Annotated in this window: 15 protein-coding genes; 3 read left to right on the top strand and 12 right to left on the bottom strand. The window is 61.6% G+C overall.

The window, feature by feature from the left end:
- Nucleotides 1–5: 5 nt before the first annotated feature.
- The 3 genes from U6958_RS23975 to U6958_RS23965 form a co-directional block, all read right to left on the bottom strand.
- Entirely contained in the window at nt 6–1,313 is a 1,308-nt protein-coding gene (locus U6958_RS23975) for a TolC family protein (protein WP_010791747.1), read from the bottom strand.
- 75 nt (nt 1,314–1,388) lie between these two features.
- Nucleotides 1,389–1,700, bottom strand: a complete 312-nt coding sequence (locus tag U6958_RS23970) for a hypothetical protein (protein WP_006226245.1) — start codon at nt 1,698–1,700, stop codon at nt 1,389–1,391.
- Between the two features lie 286 nt (nt 1,701–1,986).
- Complete coding sequence (locus U6958_RS23965; protein ID WP_023657317.1) at nt 1,987–2,628, bottom strand: LysR substrate-binding domain-containing protein; 642 nt, start codon at nt 2,626–2,628, stop codon at nt 1,987–1,989.
- A 107-nt stretch (nt 2,629–2,735) separates the two neighbouring features.
- On the opposite strand from U6958_RS23965, the gene U6958_RS23960 reads away from it, so the two are divergent.
- Nucleotides 2,736–3,041, top strand: coding sequence for a helix-turn-helix domain-containing protein (locus U6958_RS23960; protein ID WP_003097526.1), 306 nt, complete (start codon nt 2,736–2,738; stop codon nt 3,039–3,041).
- A 4-nt stretch (nt 3,042–3,045) separates the two neighbouring features.
- Here U6958_RS23960 and U6958_RS23955 read toward each other — a convergent pair whose 3' ends face one another.
- From U6958_RS23955 to U6958_RS23915, 9 genes are all read right to left on the bottom strand, one after another.
- A complete protein-coding gene (locus U6958_RS23955; protein ID WP_003097524.1) occupies nt 3,046–3,936 on the bottom strand; it encodes a LysR family transcriptional regulator in 891 nt (296 codons plus the stop codon).
- A 233-nt stretch (nt 3,937–4,169) separates the two neighbouring features.
- The gene (locus U6958_RS23950) at nt 4,170–4,454 is read right to left on the bottom strand and encodes a CopK family periplasmic copper-binding protein (RefSeq protein WP_003090336.1); all 285 of its coding nucleotides are present in this window, start codon (nt 4,452–4,454) and stop codon (nt 4,170–4,172) included.
- Nucleotides 4,455–4,582: 128 nt separating this feature from the next.
- Nucleotides 4,583–5,509 (bottom strand): copper homeostasis membrane protein CopD, encoded by a 927-nt coding sequence (gene copD / locus U6958_RS23945; RefSeq protein ID WP_023098515.1) that lies wholly within the window; start codon nt 5,507–5,509, stop codon nt 4,583–4,585.
- Nucleotides 5,510–5,513: 4 nt separating this feature from the next.
- On the bottom strand, nt 5,514–5,900 hold the full coding sequence (gene copC, locus U6958_RS23940) for a copper homeostasis periplasmic binding protein CopC (RefSeq protein ID WP_023098516.1): 387 nt from the start codon (nt 5,898–5,900) through the stop codon (nt 5,514–5,516).
- Nucleotides 5,901–6,041: 141 nt separating this feature from the next.
- Nucleotides 6,042–8,348: a heavy metal translocating P-type ATPase gene (locus U6958_RS23935; RefSeq protein WP_228846310.1), complete on the bottom strand. Its 2,307-nt coding sequence runs from the start codon at nt 8,346–8,348 to the stop codon at nt 6,042–6,044.
- A 287-nt stretch (nt 8,349–8,635) separates the two neighbouring features.
- Nucleotides 8,636–8,908: a DUF2933 domain-containing protein gene (locus tag U6958_RS23930; protein WP_003097518.1), complete on the bottom strand. Its 273-nt coding sequence runs from the start codon at nt 8,906–8,908 to the stop codon at nt 8,636–8,638.
- Between the two features lie 33 nt (nt 8,909–8,941).
- On the bottom strand, nt 8,942–9,427 hold the full coding sequence (locus U6958_RS23925; protein WP_023098517.1) for a DUF411 domain-containing protein: 486 nt from the start codon (nt 9,425–9,427) through the stop codon (nt 8,942–8,944).
- A 37-nt stretch (nt 9,428–9,464) separates the two neighbouring features.
- The gene (locus U6958_RS23920) at nt 9,465–10,445 is read right to left on the bottom strand and encodes a copper resistance protein B (protein WP_005408883.1); all 981 of its coding nucleotides are present in this window, start codon (nt 10,443–10,445) and stop codon (nt 9,465–9,467) included.
- Nucleotides 10,446–10,470: 25 nt separating this feature from the next.
- Nucleotides 10,471–12,381 (bottom strand): copper resistance system multicopper oxidase, encoded by a 1,911-nt coding sequence (locus U6958_RS23915; protein ID WP_005408884.1) that lies wholly within the window; start codon nt 12,379–12,381, stop codon nt 10,471–10,473.
- A 254-nt stretch (nt 12,382–12,635) separates the two neighbouring features.
- Here U6958_RS23915 and U6958_RS23910 point away from each other — a divergent pair, with 254 nt between their 5' ends.
- Complete coding sequence (locus tag U6958_RS23910; RefSeq protein ID WP_003097513.1) at nt 12,636–13,328, top strand: heavy metal response regulator transcription factor; 693 nt, start codon at nt 12,636–12,638, stop codon at nt 13,326–13,328.
- Complete coding sequence (locus tag U6958_RS23905; protein WP_003097498.1) at nt 13,300–14,736, top strand: Cu(+)/Ag(+) sensor histidine kinase; 1,437 nt, start codon at nt 13,300–13,302, stop codon at nt 14,734–14,736. The genes U6958_RS23910 and U6958_RS23905 overlap by 29 nt, the downstream gene beginning before the upstream one ends.
- Nucleotides 14,737–15,054: the final 318 nt, after the last annotated feature.

The following is a 15,054-nucleotide window of genomic DNA, read 5'->3' as shown; positions in this document are numbered from 1 at the left end:
TCCACTCAGTCCGCGATCAGGCTGTTCAGTCGGGCGACGAGGCTGTCGCGCTGCGCTCCAAGGTCGATCAGACGCATGCGCGTCTCCAGCACCTGGGCGCGTGCACTGAGCACAGCGCTCAGGTCCCCCTTGGCGGATCGGTAGTTGCTCAATGCAAGTGCCGCTCGGTTCCGTACCAGTTGCAAGCCGGCGGTCTGCAGGCGGTCGATCTGGCTGTTCAACGCTTGGAGTTCGGCGGCGCTGTCGTCCAGCTCCTGCAAATGCCGCCGCGCCACGTCTTCGCGTTCGGCGTCCAGACGTTCCAACTCGTGCCGTTTTGCCTCGATCATGGGCACTTGGCGTCGATCCTTCTGCCAAGGCAGATCGAATGTCACCTGAAATGACACCATGTCGCCCCATCGGCGATCACGCCGGCTATAGGCTATCTCCCAGGCCCAATCGCCGCGGGTCTCTGATTGGGCTTCGCGGGACTCGGCCCGGGCCATGCTTTGCATCGCCGGATAGAGTTCAAGCTCCGCGTGATTCGCCAGTTCTGTGCGCAGTTGCGCGACGGGGCGAGTGAGCGGGCCTGGATCGCCTTGCAGTGCTTCGTCGGCCCTGGAGCCCACCCAGCGCCGCAACGCGGCCCTGGCCTTGGCCCGGTCCCGCTGTAGATCGTCACGGCGGTCCGTGAGTGTCAGCGCCTCCTGTTGCGCGACCAACAGATCGCCAGCCTGGGCGGTGCCGCCGGCGACGCGAGCGGGGAGACTGTCTTGCAGGCGCTGGTTCTCCGCGAGCAGTTCCGTCAGCAGTATCTCCCGTTGCTCCACCGCCTGCGCGGCGATCCACGCCAGGCTGAGCTCCTGGCGGATCTGCAATCGCTGCAAAACCAGCGCCGCGCGTTCTCGATCCACACGCGCCTGCGCGCTGGCGACCTGGGCGTCGCGCTTGGCCCTGTTGGGCACTTCCTGCATGAGCGCCAAGCGCTGCATCGTCATGGATTCGCGCGTCATGCTCCAGCGATCCATGCCGCTGATGGGGTAGTTTTCGATGCCGAGCGAGAGCTTGGGGTCGGGCAGCGAGCCTGCTGCCTTCTGCACGGATTCGGCGACGTTAACCTGCAACTGCTGCGCGCTTATGCGTGGGCTCTGCTGCTCCGCGATAAGGCGTGCCTCAGCAAAATCGAGGGCGTAGGCTACAGGCGAGACAAGCGCACTGCCCGCCAACGCGATGCTGATAGCTTTCAGACGATGCACTCGCATCGAGGCCGGCGTTGTGCCTCGGCCGTACGCCGACGGGCGCCCCTCGGGGGCGCCAAAAAAGGGAGTAAACATGGTTGTCCTCGGAATTGGTATTCACGAAATCACGTGGTCTGCCGCATCGGTGCGCGGCGAGCACGGACACATAAATCAATTCCGCAGGACTTGGAACGTGAGGTAGATCGGCGGAAAGCCCGCGCGGGGATTGGGAGGAATGTAGGTAACGTGCCGCCTGAGGGCTACCCGGTCGAGAACCAACCCGGGCAGCGAGTTGGCGAGCCACATCACGTGCGCCGCGAGAAACTGAATGTCCAGCCCCTGCCATGAAAGCGCCGACTCCCGATCGCCACTGCAATGAGCGTGGCACAACTGTGGCGCTTCGCTGTCCATGGAATCAGGCATGCCGGTGCAATCCGACATTGGCAACTTGTCAGCCTGCTGCATCGAGATCGTGGCACGCATTTGCGTGGTTTCCACAGATGCCCTCGGGTCTGGCTTGGGACAGACGTACATCGCCATCGCAACCTGCGAGAAAAGCAAGGTTACGACTAGGCCGCTGGTAATCCAGCGGCTCCATCTTGCGAGAAGGCGCCTTAAGCCGATCATGCGGACATACTATTGGAAGTTGTAGGGAGTTGAATTGATCAAGGTCAGTTTCCAGGATGAATTGATGCGTCTGGACGGCGCCTTGGCCCGAACCGGCACCCGCTGCAAATCCACCGGCAAGGGCGGGCACCGCACGTGGTTGTCATGCTTTACGCGCCTCGGCAACTCGCAAGGCTCTAAGCTCAAATCGATCAGCTACAAGATTCGTCTGTCCCGAGAGTCGCTGCAGGTGCGTAATGACCTCGTAGGGGCCATCGGCTATTGGGCGCGTGCAGATTCCGCACTGGCTAGCGGTTTCGATGCGTGATCGCGAGGAAATCCCTACGCCATATCCAGCTGCGACCCAGAGCAATAACATCTCAAAAGAACTGACATGCTGGACATTCGGCCTTTCCGTTGATGACATGGAGGACAGGTACTGGTCCAGCGAAGGAGAATATTCGGCCTTCCATCGAAACACGGAGTGCTCCTTAAGTTCGTCTATTCTGATTGACTGCTGCCGGAGCAGTGGGTATCGCAGCGGCGTGGCAAGAGCTGTCGCCTCGAACCAAATAGAAAGACTCTTCAGCGAAGAATCGCTCACCTGCTTCAGAGAAAGGCCGACGTCGAAGCGCCGTTTGTAGAGGCCCGTAATGAGATCGCTCGCCGTAACCTCATTAAATTCCATAGAAACTTCGGGCTCCTCCGCGCGCTGCAGGGCAAGCAATGCAGCTAGGTACGAAGAGGCCACACCAGGCGCTATGGCGAGCCTGAGCTGTGGGCGTGGGCTGGTGGCGTCGTGCATGAGAGGCCCCAAGAAGCGATAAGACAAGGATGGAAAGTCTTCATGATAGCTAGTTTGAGTTAAACTTAACGTGGTTAAATTGTTTGGACTGTTCGACGCTTCCAAGGATGGAGAAGCGAACTGTCCGACGAGGCCGTCCCCCAGGAACTACCACTTTCGACGCCGAGCCAGCGTTGGCATTCGGAGCGGCCGTTCGTGTCGCCCGCCTGACGCAAGGTGTTGCTCAGGAAGAACTGGCTGCGAAAGCAGGGATCGAGCGATCGCACATGGGCAAAATAGAGCGTGGGGAGCACATGCCCACTCTCGCTCTGATCTTAAGAATCGCCGCCGGACTCAAGCTCAGTGCTGCGGAACTCGTCAGCGCAGCCGAACGCAATCTTCGTGCCGCGGCGCACGATTCAGATAGGCATTGACGCTTTAGTCATCCGGAGGTCCTCGCAGACGTTCGATGAAGCGATCCAGCGAAACCGATGAGTTGCTGCTTTCTGGCCGAAGCAGATAGGTTGTGATTACCGCCGTGTCCTGCGCCAGAGGGCGAATCACCACGTCCGGCCTCTGGCTGATGGGAATCTTGGTCGCCGTCATGAAACCAATCCCATAGCCTGCGCCGACGAGCGTTAGCATCATGTCCAGCGACGACACTTCTTCGACAACGTTGAGTCTGTGTTCCAGAACCTGTAGCAGCCGATTTAGTTCTCGGCAGTAGCCTTCGCAGGCCAGTTTGTCGCACAGAACCAGTGGGTGACCCTGAAGTTCGTTCAGCGGAACTTGCTTGTGCGCAAGAAGCGAGTGCCGCGCTGGCACGGCGATCACAATCGGATCTCGCCAGATCGGTTCAGCCACGATGCCTTCGCCAACATCCGCCGCGTGTGCAAATCCGATCGTGAAGTCGCCAGACCGTAGGCCCCGTATCTGCTCGGTCAGCGGTACCTCGGAGAGACGTATCTCGACCTCGGGCTCTTCCGCGCGGCAACGAGCTAGGAACGCCGATAGTCGTGGGTCCATCGCACCATCGGAAATTGCAATGCGCAGGCTGCCCCTCAGGCCCGCGGCAATGGCTCTGGCATTCTCACGCGCTTGCTCCAGGACAGTGAAGAGTCGGCGGGTGTCCTGCAAGAATGCCGCCCCCGCCACGGTCAGCCGTGTGCCCCTGCGGTCGCGGTCAAACAGCGTGACCCCAAGCTCATCTTCCAATTCCTTGATCGCGCGAGACAAGGGGGGTTGCTCTATATGCAGCCTCTCGGCCGCCCGCGTGAAATGCAACTCCTCTGCCAAGACGACAAAGCATCGTAGATGACGCAACTCCATAAATCGGGCTCCTCGCAAGTTCTCATTCGCGCCAGATGTCCCGTGGACGAATCACGGTGGACGGGGAGGCTGGATCCATTTCAGGGAAGTTGATGCGCTTGACATCGCAAAAACTGGCACCTTGAGCGCTCGTGGTTGCTCGTGACGCGTCCCAAGCGCGCGCGCGCCCAATCGGGGCGCGCGTCTCTGTCACACTGTGCAGAAGCTTTGAAAAGCACCGCACACCCGCGGCGTCATCCGCCGTGCTCTTTTTGTAGCAGCGACCCGAGGCGAGCGACTTCATTGCTGGTGATCGCGATGTTGCGCCCATCCTTCGTCGACACCGAAGCTCCGACATTGAGATAGACGGCGCGCCCGAAGCGGCTTTCCTGTGCCATCTTTCCGTCCTTGAAGATGTACAGCGTTCCCCCGTCAGCCAAGGGAACCATTTCCTTGGCTGCTTGGGCTGCTGCATGACCGGCGAAGGCTGGCACGGAGAGAGCGCTCAACAGGGCGGCAATGACAATTTGCGATTTCATGATCGACTCCTTTGTAAAAACGACGACAACTTGCGCCGCGTCGTTAAATGTAGAAGCAGGCGGTCTACAGAGCGCTTACCCGTGCATTACATTCAATTCATGTGCTGTCATCTGCCGCCCATGAAGGACTAGGTTCCAGTGGGAGACAAGATGCCAAGCCATGCAACGCTCGCCAGAACCAAAACGGCCAAGGTCGCCTCCGTGAACAGACTCTGTCTAAGCTTGATGACTGCCTGTGCGCGATTGCCTGCCTTCAAAGCAGCCTCCAGGCTCGGGCTCAACCGATACCGATTGGCAGCAGCCAACGCCAGCATGCCTGCGAAAAGCAAGAGCTTTACCATCAGCAGCCGGCCATACAGCGTCGAGATGAGCGGATCAAACGATGGTCCGGCGATCGACAGGTAATTGAGAATTCCACTCACGACGAGTGCAGCCACGATCGCTGTACCTATGCGAGCAAAGCCATTCGACGTCCGACTGAGGACCGCTACCGGGTCTTGCGCGACATCCTGCTTGTGGGATGCCAGCATCAAGAACGCCACCAATGCGCCCACCCAAGCGCCCGCTGCCCAGAGGTGCGTGATATCCGACGCAAGATGGATGTAGCCGCGAACGCCGTCGTCCATCGCGCCGTGGCCTGCCCACGCAAGGGTCGCCAGCGCCACGCCGGTGGAGAGCGCCATCACTGCAAATCGCAAGGTAGCGTTCAATTTCAACATTGCGACGAGCACACACACCAACAGCGCGAGGATGCGAATGCACCAGGCGATGCCCATGTGCGTGCCCGTAATGAGCATGTCGAAGACGTGCGTTGACAGCTCCGCGTAGCTCTGGGCACCGGACATGGCCTTGGCCATGACCGTCATGCCCCACATCGACAGGGCAATGCCGATGGCAGCGGATGCGCCAATGAGGACGCGATAGCGGCGCGAGATCGTCGAGGATCGCTCGTCGTTGCCCAAAGCATAGAGACCGAACATGGCGACGCCAAACGCCGCCGCCAGGTCCAGATACAGCGCCAGGCGCAGGACGATGGTCAACCAATCCCCGGCCATGGGCTTACTTCACCATGAAGGTGACGTTACCCGTGATCGGATGCGTGTCCGAGGAGACGGCACGCCATTCGACGCGATAGTCACCGGGCTGGAGCGCCTGTGCCGGCGTGATGACCATGGTCTTGCCGTCGCCGGCAGCCGCGACGCTGGCGTTGATCTTCATCGGGCCATGGCTCGCCATTCCCGGCATGCCAGTCATGACAAGGCTCGCGGCGGAGAACTGCGGCACCAGCGTCTCGGAGAACTTCAGTTCGATGGTGGCTGGCGCAGAAACCTGCGACTTGTCGGCCGGCGTTGAAGACACCAGCGAAGGATGCGCGAATGCGGCGGTGGCGAACAGACCAGCAGCGATCGGCGCGACGAGCTTGGCGATGAAATGTGAACGGGTCATAGAAGTTTCTACCTGGATGTGTGAGGTGTGGTTTAAGAACGAAATGCCGAGATAAGGCTCGCACCTTTGCAACGGCGTGGAACGAAAGAAACGGTTTGCTGGGCGATAGCAGGCTCCTGTAGGTTCAGAAAGAAAATCCGGTCACAGTCGGCTCGCTCTCAGGCGCAAGGCGTTGCCAACGACCGACGCCGAACTCAGGCTCATCGCCAATGCTGCGATCAGCGGCGACAGCAGCCAGCCCGTGAGGGGATAGAGAACCCCGGCGGCGATGGGGATGCCCAGCGCGTTGTAGAGGAAGGCGAACATGAGGTTCTGCTTCATGTTGCGCACGGTACTCACCGAGAGCGTGCGAGCGACAGCGATGCCACGCAGGTCACCCTTGACCAGCGTGACCTGGGCGCTGTTCATCGCCACGTCGGTTCCCGTTCCCATGGCGATGCCCACGTCTGCCTTCGCCAAGGCCGGCGCGTCGTTGATGCCGTCTCCGGCCATGGCGACGATGCGTCCTTCTTTCTGCAGTCGCTCGATCAACATGAGCTTGTCCGCCGGCTTGACCTCACCATGCACCTCGTCGATGCCTAGGCGTGCACCGACGGCTTTGGCGGTGGTCTGCCCGTCCCCGGTGGCCATGATGACCCGCAGGCCCGCAGCCTTCAACGCGGCCAGGGCCTCGGGGGTGCTGCCCTTGACCGGATCGGACACGGCGAGCAAGCCCGCGAGCTGCCCGTCCACCGCCAGGTACATGACGCTGGCCCCTTCGCCGCGCAGAGCTTCGGCCTGGGGTACGAGCGGTTCCACCGATACGCCAGACTGTTCCATCAGCACTGTGTTGCCCAACGCCAGTTGCCGGTGCTCAACCTTTCCGCGCACGCCGATGCCGGTTCCCGATTCAAAGCTCTGAGGCTTCACGAGTTGGAGGCCCTGGGCACGCGCGGCCTGCACGATGGCGTCGGCCAGGGGGTGTTCACTGCCCTGGTCCAGGCTGGCCGCAAGACGCAGCACCTCATCGTTCGTAAAGCCGGGGGCTGCGACGACCTGATCGAAAGCAGGTCGGCCTTCGGTCAGGGTTCCTGTCTTGTCGATGACGAGGGTATCGACCTTGCGAAGATTCTCGATCGCCGCGGCATCGCGGAACAGCACGCCCTGCGTGGCGCCACGGCCCGTTGCGACCATGATCGACATCGGCGTGGCCAGACCCAGCGCGCACGGGCAGGCGATGATCAGGACGGCCACCGCATTGATCAGTCCATAGACCCAGGTGGGCTGTGGCCCGAAGAATCCCCATACAAGGAGCGTCGTTACCGCAATGGCGACGACGGCCATCACGAAGTAGCCGGCAACGACATCGGCCATGCGTTGCATCGGTGCCTTGGAACGCTGCGCCTGGGCGACCATCTGGACGATCTGCGATAGAACGGTGTCCGAGCCGATCCGCTCCGAACGCATGATCAGCGCGCCGCTGGTGTTGAGTGTGGCCCCGATGACCTTGTCGCCCACGCGCTTGCTGACGGGCAGCGGTTCGCCGGTCAGCATGGATTCGTCAATCGAGCTGCTGCCCTCGTGCACGATGCCATCCACCGGCACCTTCTCGCCGGGTCGGATGCGCAGCAGGTCGCCGACGTGCACATGGCTGAGTGGCACGTCTTCCTCGCTGCCGTCCGCATTGATGCGCCGCGCCGTCTTGGGTGCCAGCCCCAGCAGCGACTTGATGGCTGCCGAAGTCTGGGAGCGGGCCTTGAGTTCCAGCACCTGGCCGAGCAGTGTCAGCGAGATGATGACGGCGGCGGCCTCGAAATACACGCCGACCCGTCCCATGGACATGAAGGAAGCTGGAAACACTTCCGGCGCAACGGTTGCCACAACGCTGTAGATGAATGCCGCACCCGTTCCCAGGCCGATCAGTGTCCACATGTTCGGGCTGCGGTTGACCACGGACAGCCAGCCGCGGGAGAAGAAGGGCCAGCCGGCCCACAGCACGATCGGCAACGACAGCACCAACTCGACCCAGCTCTGTGTAGCCATGTCCATCAGGTGCAGCCGCTCGCCCAGCATCGCCAGCGCCAAGACCACGAGCGTCAGCGGCAAGGTCCACCAGAAGCGACGCGAGAAGTCACGCAACTCCGGGTTGTCGTCATCGAGGTCGGGCAGCAGAGGCTCCAGCGTCATCCCGCACTTGGGGCAGGTTCCCGGATGATCCTGGCGGATCTCCGGGTGCATCGGGCAGGTGTAGATGGTTCCGGGTGCGGTTGGCGATGCCGCCGGGGCCGGTGAAACTGCGGTGCTGGCATGGTGATGCGGTGCATGGCCGCTGCCTGTGCCTATGCCCGCGTCACCGCTGGCATATCGCGCCGGATCGGCGTCGAATTTGGCCTTGCATCCGGTGCTGCAAAACAAGTACGTGTTCCCCAAGTGCGTGGAACGGTGCTCCGACGCCGCCGTGACCGCCATGCCACACACCGGATCTCGCGTCGCGGCATCGGGCTGCGTGTGGCTTGAGGACCCGCCCGCGTCGTCACTTCCAGCATGGCTGGCGTGATGGTGGTGCGTATGCGGGCCGGACGTTGTGGCACCCGCCGCCATGCCTGCGTGCTCATGTCCTGAAGACTTGCTGGGTGAATTCATAGTGACAAGTGCCCTCCGCCGTTAACCTTTGGTGTCTGGTGATCGCAGCAGGCCGCAGGCGCGCAAGGAGACAAGCGCGGCGTCGCGTGCTCGCACGGTGCGAGTGCCTCGACTCATTGCTTCTGCTCCTTGGAGGCTGCGGCACCTTCCTTACCCTGACGCGCGGCATGATCGTGTCCGCCGTGGCCGTGACCACGGTGCATGAACAGGTGCATCAGCGGACAAGCCGCCAGCAGCAGGAAGGGGAGATAGCCGGCAACATGTGCCGTGTGCTCCTTGAGCAGGAAATACGCGGCGACAGCGGCGATGATGAGGAACGCCACGCCGTAGCGCGATCGCCAGAACCGGGGGCGATCGCTGGGGGTCTGTGTGTGCTGATGCTGCATGGCATATCTCCACGGAGAAGGGTTGATGGATGGTCAGCGATGCGACTGATAGACCGTGCTGCTACCGTTTTTCCCAATCAGCAGCACGTCGTAGGCGTCCTTGCGTCCACCATAGGCCGGACCATCCATGCCGGGCGAACCGACCGGCATGCCGGGCGCCGCGAGGCCGATGGCCTGCGGGGCTTCGCGCAGCAAGCGTTGAATGTCCGAGGCAGGCACATGACCCTCGATGGCATAGCCGCCGATCTGCGCCGTGTGGCAAGAACCGTACTTCTGCGGGATGCCCAGCCGCGTGCGCGCTGCGGTGTTCCCGGTGTCGAGAACCTGCACATCGAAGCCTGCGCCTTGCAGGTGTGAGACCCAGTCCTTGCAGCATCCGCAGCTCGGGTCCTTCCAGACCTTGGCAATCGGTCGGCTCTGCGCCAGGCTCGGTCCTGCGAGTGCCATCACCAACAAGCCAGCGATCAATGCCTGGCGTCTCGGCACTTTGCCCTGGCTTCTGTCGTGGTGCATGTTCATGGATCGCCTCTCATCAGATGATCAAACCCGCTAGGTTCTAGAACCAGAATCGCACGCCAGCCACCCAGCGCGTCTGCTGCGCACGGCCGCCTTCGGCACGCACATAGTCCGCGGTGCGTCCGAAGCTGCCCGCCCGTTCCACGCCGATATAGGGGGCGAACTGGCGACTGAATTCATAGCGCAGGCGCAAGCCAGCAGACGCTTCGGCCAGGCCCTTGCCGATACCGCGTTCCGGGTCGTCCTTGCCATAAAACTGCAACTCGGCGCGAGGCTCCAGAATCAGTCGCTGGGTCAGCAGCAGCTCGTAGCTGCCTTCGACACGCAGCGCCGTACGTCCACCACTTCCCACGTAGCCCGTCGCCTCCAGCTCGAACCAGTAGGGGGCGAGGCCCTGGATGCCGAAAGCCAACCATTGACGGCTCGGGCCTTCCCCGTTATCCACCCGAACGCCGAGCTGGGTGTCCCAGTACGGTGCGACGGCGTGCCCCCAGAGAAGCTCGGTACGCGATTCTTCGAGCTTTCCTTTGGCGATATCGCCTTCGGCCTTCACGACGGCCTTGTTGTAGGTCGTCCCATACCACGCCTGGAGGTCGTAGGCCGTGGAGTCGTCTCCTTTGCGCGTGAAGCGGCGTTCCAGAGTTTCGCCGCGCAACGAAAAGAACCTGTGTTCGTCGGCCAGCATCAGCCGCGGCACACCGGGTACGGCGTAGTCGCCCGATCCCAATGTCAGGCCATTGGAGTAGCCATGCGGATCGCGGGCGTCAGGAGGCGCCGACCCGCCCTGCATCTGCATGTTGCCGTGATCCATGGCCGGGGCCGCGGTCGAGCCGCTCGCCGACGTCGCGTGACCCGCGTGCGGGTCGGCGGCAGGAGCCACGGTCTGAGTGGATGGCGCGGCCGTTTGAGCGTCGGCCTGGCCGTGCGCTGCATGGTCGTTCTGTGCTTGTGCCTGGGCGGCGACGCTTACCAGGGCCAGAAGCGTCGTGGCCAGTGCGCGAGTGGGGAGTGCTTTGGACATTCTTGGTCTTCCTTGTGCGCTGGGTTCAAGACACCACGACTTCGCGGAACATGCCGGCATCCATGTGGAACATCAGGTGGCAGTGCCACGCCCAGCGGCCGAGCGCGTCGGCTGTCACCAGGAAGCTGATGCGTTGTGCCGGCTGCACCGGCAGGGTGTGGCGGCGCGCAAGGAAGCGACCGTCGGGGCTTTCCAGCTCGCTCCACATGCCGTGCAGGTGCATGGGATGGGTCATCATGGTGTCGTTGTGCAGAATGACCCGCAGCCGCTCGCCGTGTTTGAAGTGCACCGGCGTGGACTTTCCGAACTCCAGCCCGTCCAGGGACCATGCGTAGCGTTCCATGTTGCCCGTGAGGTGCAGTTCGACCTCCCGGCCGGGGCCTCTCTTGTCCAGCGGCCCCGACGGGGTATGCAGATCCGCGAGGGTCAACACGCGCCGACCGTTGTTGCGCAGTCCGATGCCGGGGTCATCGAGGTTGGTGCGCGCCATGTCAACGCGCATGTCCGTGCTGGCACCATACTCGGTGCGAGCGTGGCGAGCAGTAGTGCTGGGCACGGCCAGTCCCCCCGCCGCCGCGGCGTGTTGGCTGTGATCCATCGCCATGCCACCGTGGTTCATGGCGCCGTGATTCATGCCTGCCATCGCCCCATGATCCATCCCGGACATCGAACCCGAGCCCATCCCGGTCATCCCGGTCATGCCCGTCATGCCCGTCATGCCCGTCATCCCGGTCATCTCCATGGCCTGGCCGGACCCGCCATGGTCCATGCCCCCCATCATGCCGCCCATCATGTCGTTCATGGTCAGCCATTCGACCGGATCGAGGGCAGGCACGGGAGCTTGAAGACCTTCACGCACGGCCAGCGTGGCACGCGCGTAGCCTGTCCGGTCCATCGCCTGGGCGAAGATCGTGTAAGCGTCATCCCGTGGCTGGACGATCACGTCGACGGTTTCGCCAGGACCGAATCGGAACTCATCGACGGTCACCGGCTCCACGTCAACACCATCGACGTGCACCACCGTGAGTTTCAGTCCTGGAATGCGTACGTCGTAGAAGGTGTTGCCCGCACCGTTGACCATGCGCAGCCGCACGCGCTCACCCGGTCGGAACAGCGCCGTCCAATTGCCGGCGGGGGTGACGCCGTTGGCCAGATAGGTCAGCGTGGCGGCAGACAGATCTGCGAGATCCGTCGGATTCATCCGCATCTCGTTCCACATCTTGCGCTTGTCGATCGCAGCGGCCGTGCCTTCGCGCGAGGCGTCCCGGAAGAAGTCGAAGACGGTAGGTTGGTTGTAGTTGTAATAGTCGCTTTGGGACTTGAGCTTGGTGAACACCCGCATCGGGTCTTCGTCGGTCCAATCCGAGAACAGCAGCACGTGGTCACGGTCGGCGTGGATGGTCTCGGCGCCAGCGGGGTCGATGATGATCGCCCCGTACATGCCCGTGAGTTCCTGGAAGCCGGAGTGCGAGTGGTACCAGTAGGAGCCGCTCTGCTGAACCTTGAAGCGGTACGTGAAGGTCTCGCCGGGAGCGATGCCATTGAAGCTGATGCCCGGCACGCCATCCATCTGATACGGCAGGATGATCCCGTGCCAGTGAATGGATGTGGCTTCACGCAGCTTGTTGGTTACACGGATTGTGACGGTGTCACCCTCGCGCCAACGCAATGTCGGTGCCGGCAGCGAGCCGTTGATGGTCGTAGCCACGCCTGGCTTGCCCGTGAAGTTCACGGGCGATTCGGCGATCACCAAGTCGAACTCGGTGCCCTTCAGCACAGGGGCGGCACCGCGCGTCGCGGAGCCTTGCTGGGCAAATGCCTTGAACGCCGGCGTGGACAGCCCAGCGAGAACGCCGCCGGCGGCTAACCCTTGGACGAAACGCCGACGAGAAAGGCCCTGTGTGGGCACGATAAAAAAGGGTGAACGAGGCGGCATGGCCTGAAATCCTCCATAGATGACTCGGAAGTCGTTCTAAACGCCACCCCATCCTGAGCGGCACAGTTCGACGCAATGCAGGTCATGCTATGGGTTGGGCACTTTCCATCGAATGACCCCTGAATTACATTCATGTAATGTTCGTGTCATGTTCGTGGAAGCTGGCAACCAGTAAATTGCTGATTGAAAGTGGATGAATGCGTACATCGTGAGCGGCTATTTTTCCGCGCCGTAGCGATTTCATGGGACATGCGATGAAACTGCTGGTCGTTGAAGACGAGAACAAGACGGCGGATTACGTCCGCCAAGGTCTCATGGAGGCGGGATTCGTCGTGGATCTGGCGCGCAACGGATTGGACGGACACCACCTGGCCATGGGCGAGACATACGATCTGGTGGTCTTGGATGTCATGCTGCCGGATGTCGATGGTTGGCGCATCGTGCGTGCCCTTCGAGATGCCGGTAAACAGGTCCCTGTGCTCTTTCTGACGGCGCGTGGCGGTGTAGACGACCGTGTCAAGGGATTGGAACTGGGAGCGGACGACTACCTCGTCAAGCCATTCGCGTTCTCTGAGTTGCTGGCGCGGGTGCGGACGCTGCTGCGACGCGGAAGCGCTCCGAGCCAGCCTGATCGCATCCAGGTTGCCGATTTGGTGCTGGACTTGGCGCGCCGGCGCGCAACGCGCGCTGGCCAACGCATCAATCTCACCAGCAAGGAGTTCGCGTTGCTTGAGCTCCTGGCCCGTCGCCAGGGGGAGGTCCTTCCACGTTCTCTGATCGCGTCGCAGGTATGGGACATGAATTTCGACAGCGACAGCAACGTCATCGATGTAGCCATCCGCCGTCTACGCGCGAAGATAGACGATGCGTTCAATCCGAAGCTCATCCACACCGTGCGTGGAATGGGATACACGCTCGATGCGCCCGATGATGCCCCTGCGCCATAAGCCGCGGCAAAGCCGTCCAGCGTCGCTTGCATTGAGGGTCACGGCCCTCGTTGGTATCGCCACGACCTTGGTGTTTCTTGTGTTCAATTGGGTCATTCTCCGGTCGTTGGAGCACCACTTTGCTCAACAGGATGCCCACGAACTGGAGGCAGTGACAACCGCTTTGGCTCAGCCCTTGCACCAGCTTGCAAGTGACATCGCAAGCGACGAACTGAAGCAACACTTGGCCAACGCAGTCGCAGGACATCATGGGATGACGTACGGCGTCTACGATGGGGCTGGCAATAGCATCTATGCCACGCCCGGTCCTGACCTGTCTAAACTTGCCAGTAGCAAAAAGTTGGTCAACCGCATCACCGCTGACGATTTGATCGTGTGGCAGGAGGATCAGAGGTCATATCGAGGTGTGGTGCTGCAACTGCCTGCTGACGATTCAGCGGCGCCCGGCTACCGCATCGTCGCTGCCATGGACATCGGCTTTCATCTCGACTTCCTGGCGGAGTTCAAGCGCATGCTCTGGTGGGCAACCGGCTTGGTCATGTGTCTGGCGCTCGGTGTGGCTTGGCTGGCGGTGCAGTGGGGCCACCTGCCGATTCGCAAGGTCAATGAAGAGATTCGGGCGATTCGCTCTTCAAAGCTGGATGTGAGGCTGGATCCTCGGGATGTGCCGATCGAACTGGCGGAACTGGTATTCGCCTTCAACGATATGTTGGCGAGAATCGAGGAAGGCTTCACCCGGCTATCACACTTTTCCGCAGACATCGCGCACGAGTTGCGCACGCCCGTCACCAACCTGGTCACGCAGACTCACGTGGCGCTTGGCCAGCCGCGCAGCAACGAGGAATACAGAGAAATCCTCTATTCAAATTTGGAAGAGTTTGATCGGATGGGACGCATGATTGGTGACATGCTGTTTCTTGCCCAAACGGAAAATGATCCCCGCAACTTGCGTCTGTCTACCATTGATCTGTCCGAATTGGTGCGGAGTCTGTTCGACTATTTCGAGGCGCTGGCAGAAGATAGCGGCATTACGCTTGGTGTTAAAGGGGCGATCGGCAGCATAGCGGCGGATCGGGAAATGCTCACCCGGGCGCTGAACAATCTTCTCTCGAATGCAATTCGACACACGCCTCGCGGCAAGAGCATCACGGTCTTGCTTTCGCAGGATGAGCAGTGGACAACGATCAGTGTGGTCAATCCCGGTGAGAGAATTCCTGAGCGCGATCTACCAAAGCTCTTCAACCGCTTCTACCGAGTTGATCCGGCACGGCAACGAAATACGGCGGGCGCCGGTCTTGGCCTTGCCATCGTGAAATCGATTGCGGAGGCACATGGTGGCTCCGTTGCCGTGACCTCCAGTGAGCTTGTCACCAGGTTTGACTTGGTATTGCCCCATCTGCGGCAGTAGTCCGAGGGCGCTGCGGTCCGTCCAGCCAACTGGCGTATCTCTTTGCCTGATTCTGGGATCTACCCGGCCGGCCACGTTGCTACGCGAGCGGGACATTTTTTCTCCGTGACTGCCACGTGCCCAGTCCTAGCGGCAGGCGCCGACATCATGCGCTTGTGTATCCCATCGCTACGTCCACACCGCACGCGAGGGCCTTTGCTCGGCCGCGATCCGGTCACAGTTCCGGACACCGTTCGTAGATAGCCTCCGATCGGTGCCGAACGTCTGCCTGCTCGGCACATCTGTCGCGCGCTCACTTGGCGGTGTGCGCTGAGCCCC

Origin of the sequence: Delftia lacustris, from assembly GCF_040267515.1 — a bacterium.
Classification (GTDB): domain Bacteria; phylum Pseudomonadota; class Gammaproteobacteria; order Burkholderiales; family Burkholderiaceae_C; genus Comamonas; species Comamonas tsuruhatensis.
Note: the sequence above shows the minus strand (reverse complement) of the source record. Positions and strands in the feature narration are given on the sequence as shown.

Bases quoted from the DNA above. Each gene is read 5' to 3' on its own strand.
- U6958_RS23970 (WP_006226245.1), bottom strand. From the start codon at position 1,700: ATGCGTGCCACGATCTCGATGCAGCAGGCTGACAAGTTGCCAATGTCG.
- U6958_RS23975 (WP_010791747.1), bottom strand. From the start codon at position 1,313: ATGTTTACTCCCTTTTTTGGCGCCCCCGAGGGGCGCCCGTCGGCGTAC.
- U6958_RS23915 (WP_005408884.1), bottom strand. From the start codon at position 12,381: ATGCCGCCTCGTTCACCCTTTTTTATCGTGCCCACACAGGGCCTTTCT.
- U6958_RS23930 (WP_003097518.1), bottom strand. From the start codon at position 8,908: ATGCAGCATCAGCACACACAGACCCCCAGCGATCGCCCCCGGTTCTGG.
- U6958_RS23960 (WP_003097526.1), top strand. From the start codon at position 2,736: ATGGAGAAGCGAACTGTCCGACGAGGCCGTCCCCCAGGAACTACCACT.
- U6958_RS23920 (WP_005408883.1), bottom strand. From the start codon at position 10,445: ATGTCCAAAGCACTCCCCACTCGCGCACTGGCCACGACGCTTCTGGCC.
- U6958_RS23905 (WP_003097498.1), top strand. From the start codon at position 13,300: ATGCGCCCGATGATGCCCCTGCGCCATAAGCCGCGGCAAAGCCGTCCA.
- U6958_RS23925 (WP_023098517.1), bottom strand. From the start codon at position 9,427: ATGAACATGCACCACGACAGAAGCCAGGGCAAAGTGCCGAGACGCCAG.
- U6958_RS23950 (WP_003090336.1), bottom strand. From the start codon at position 4,454: ATGAAATCGCAAATTGTCATTGCCGCCCTGTTGAGCGCTCTCTCCGTG.
- U6958_RS23955 (WP_003097524.1), bottom strand. From the start codon at position 3,936: ATGGAGTTGCGTCATCTACGATGCTTTGTCGTCTTGGCAGAGGAGTTG.
- copD (WP_023098515.1), bottom strand. From the start codon at position 5,509: ATGGCCGGGGATTGGTTGACCATCGTCCTGCGCCTGGCGCTGTATCTG.
- U6958_RS23910 (WP_003097513.1), top strand. From the start codon at position 12,636: ATGAAACTGCTGGTCGTTGAAGACGAGAACAAGACGGCGGATTACGTC.
- U6958_RS23935 (WP_228846310.1), bottom strand. From the start codon at position 8,348: ATGGCGGTCACGGCGGCGTCGGAGCACCGTTCCACGCACTTGGGGAAC.
- U6958_RS23965 (WP_023657317.1), bottom strand. From the start codon at position 2,628: ATGCACGACGCCACCAGCCCACGCCCACAGCTCAGGCTCGCCATAGCG.
- copC (WP_023098516.1), bottom strand. From the start codon at position 5,900: ATGACCCGTTCACATTTCATCGCCAAGCTCGTCGCGCCGATCGCTGCT.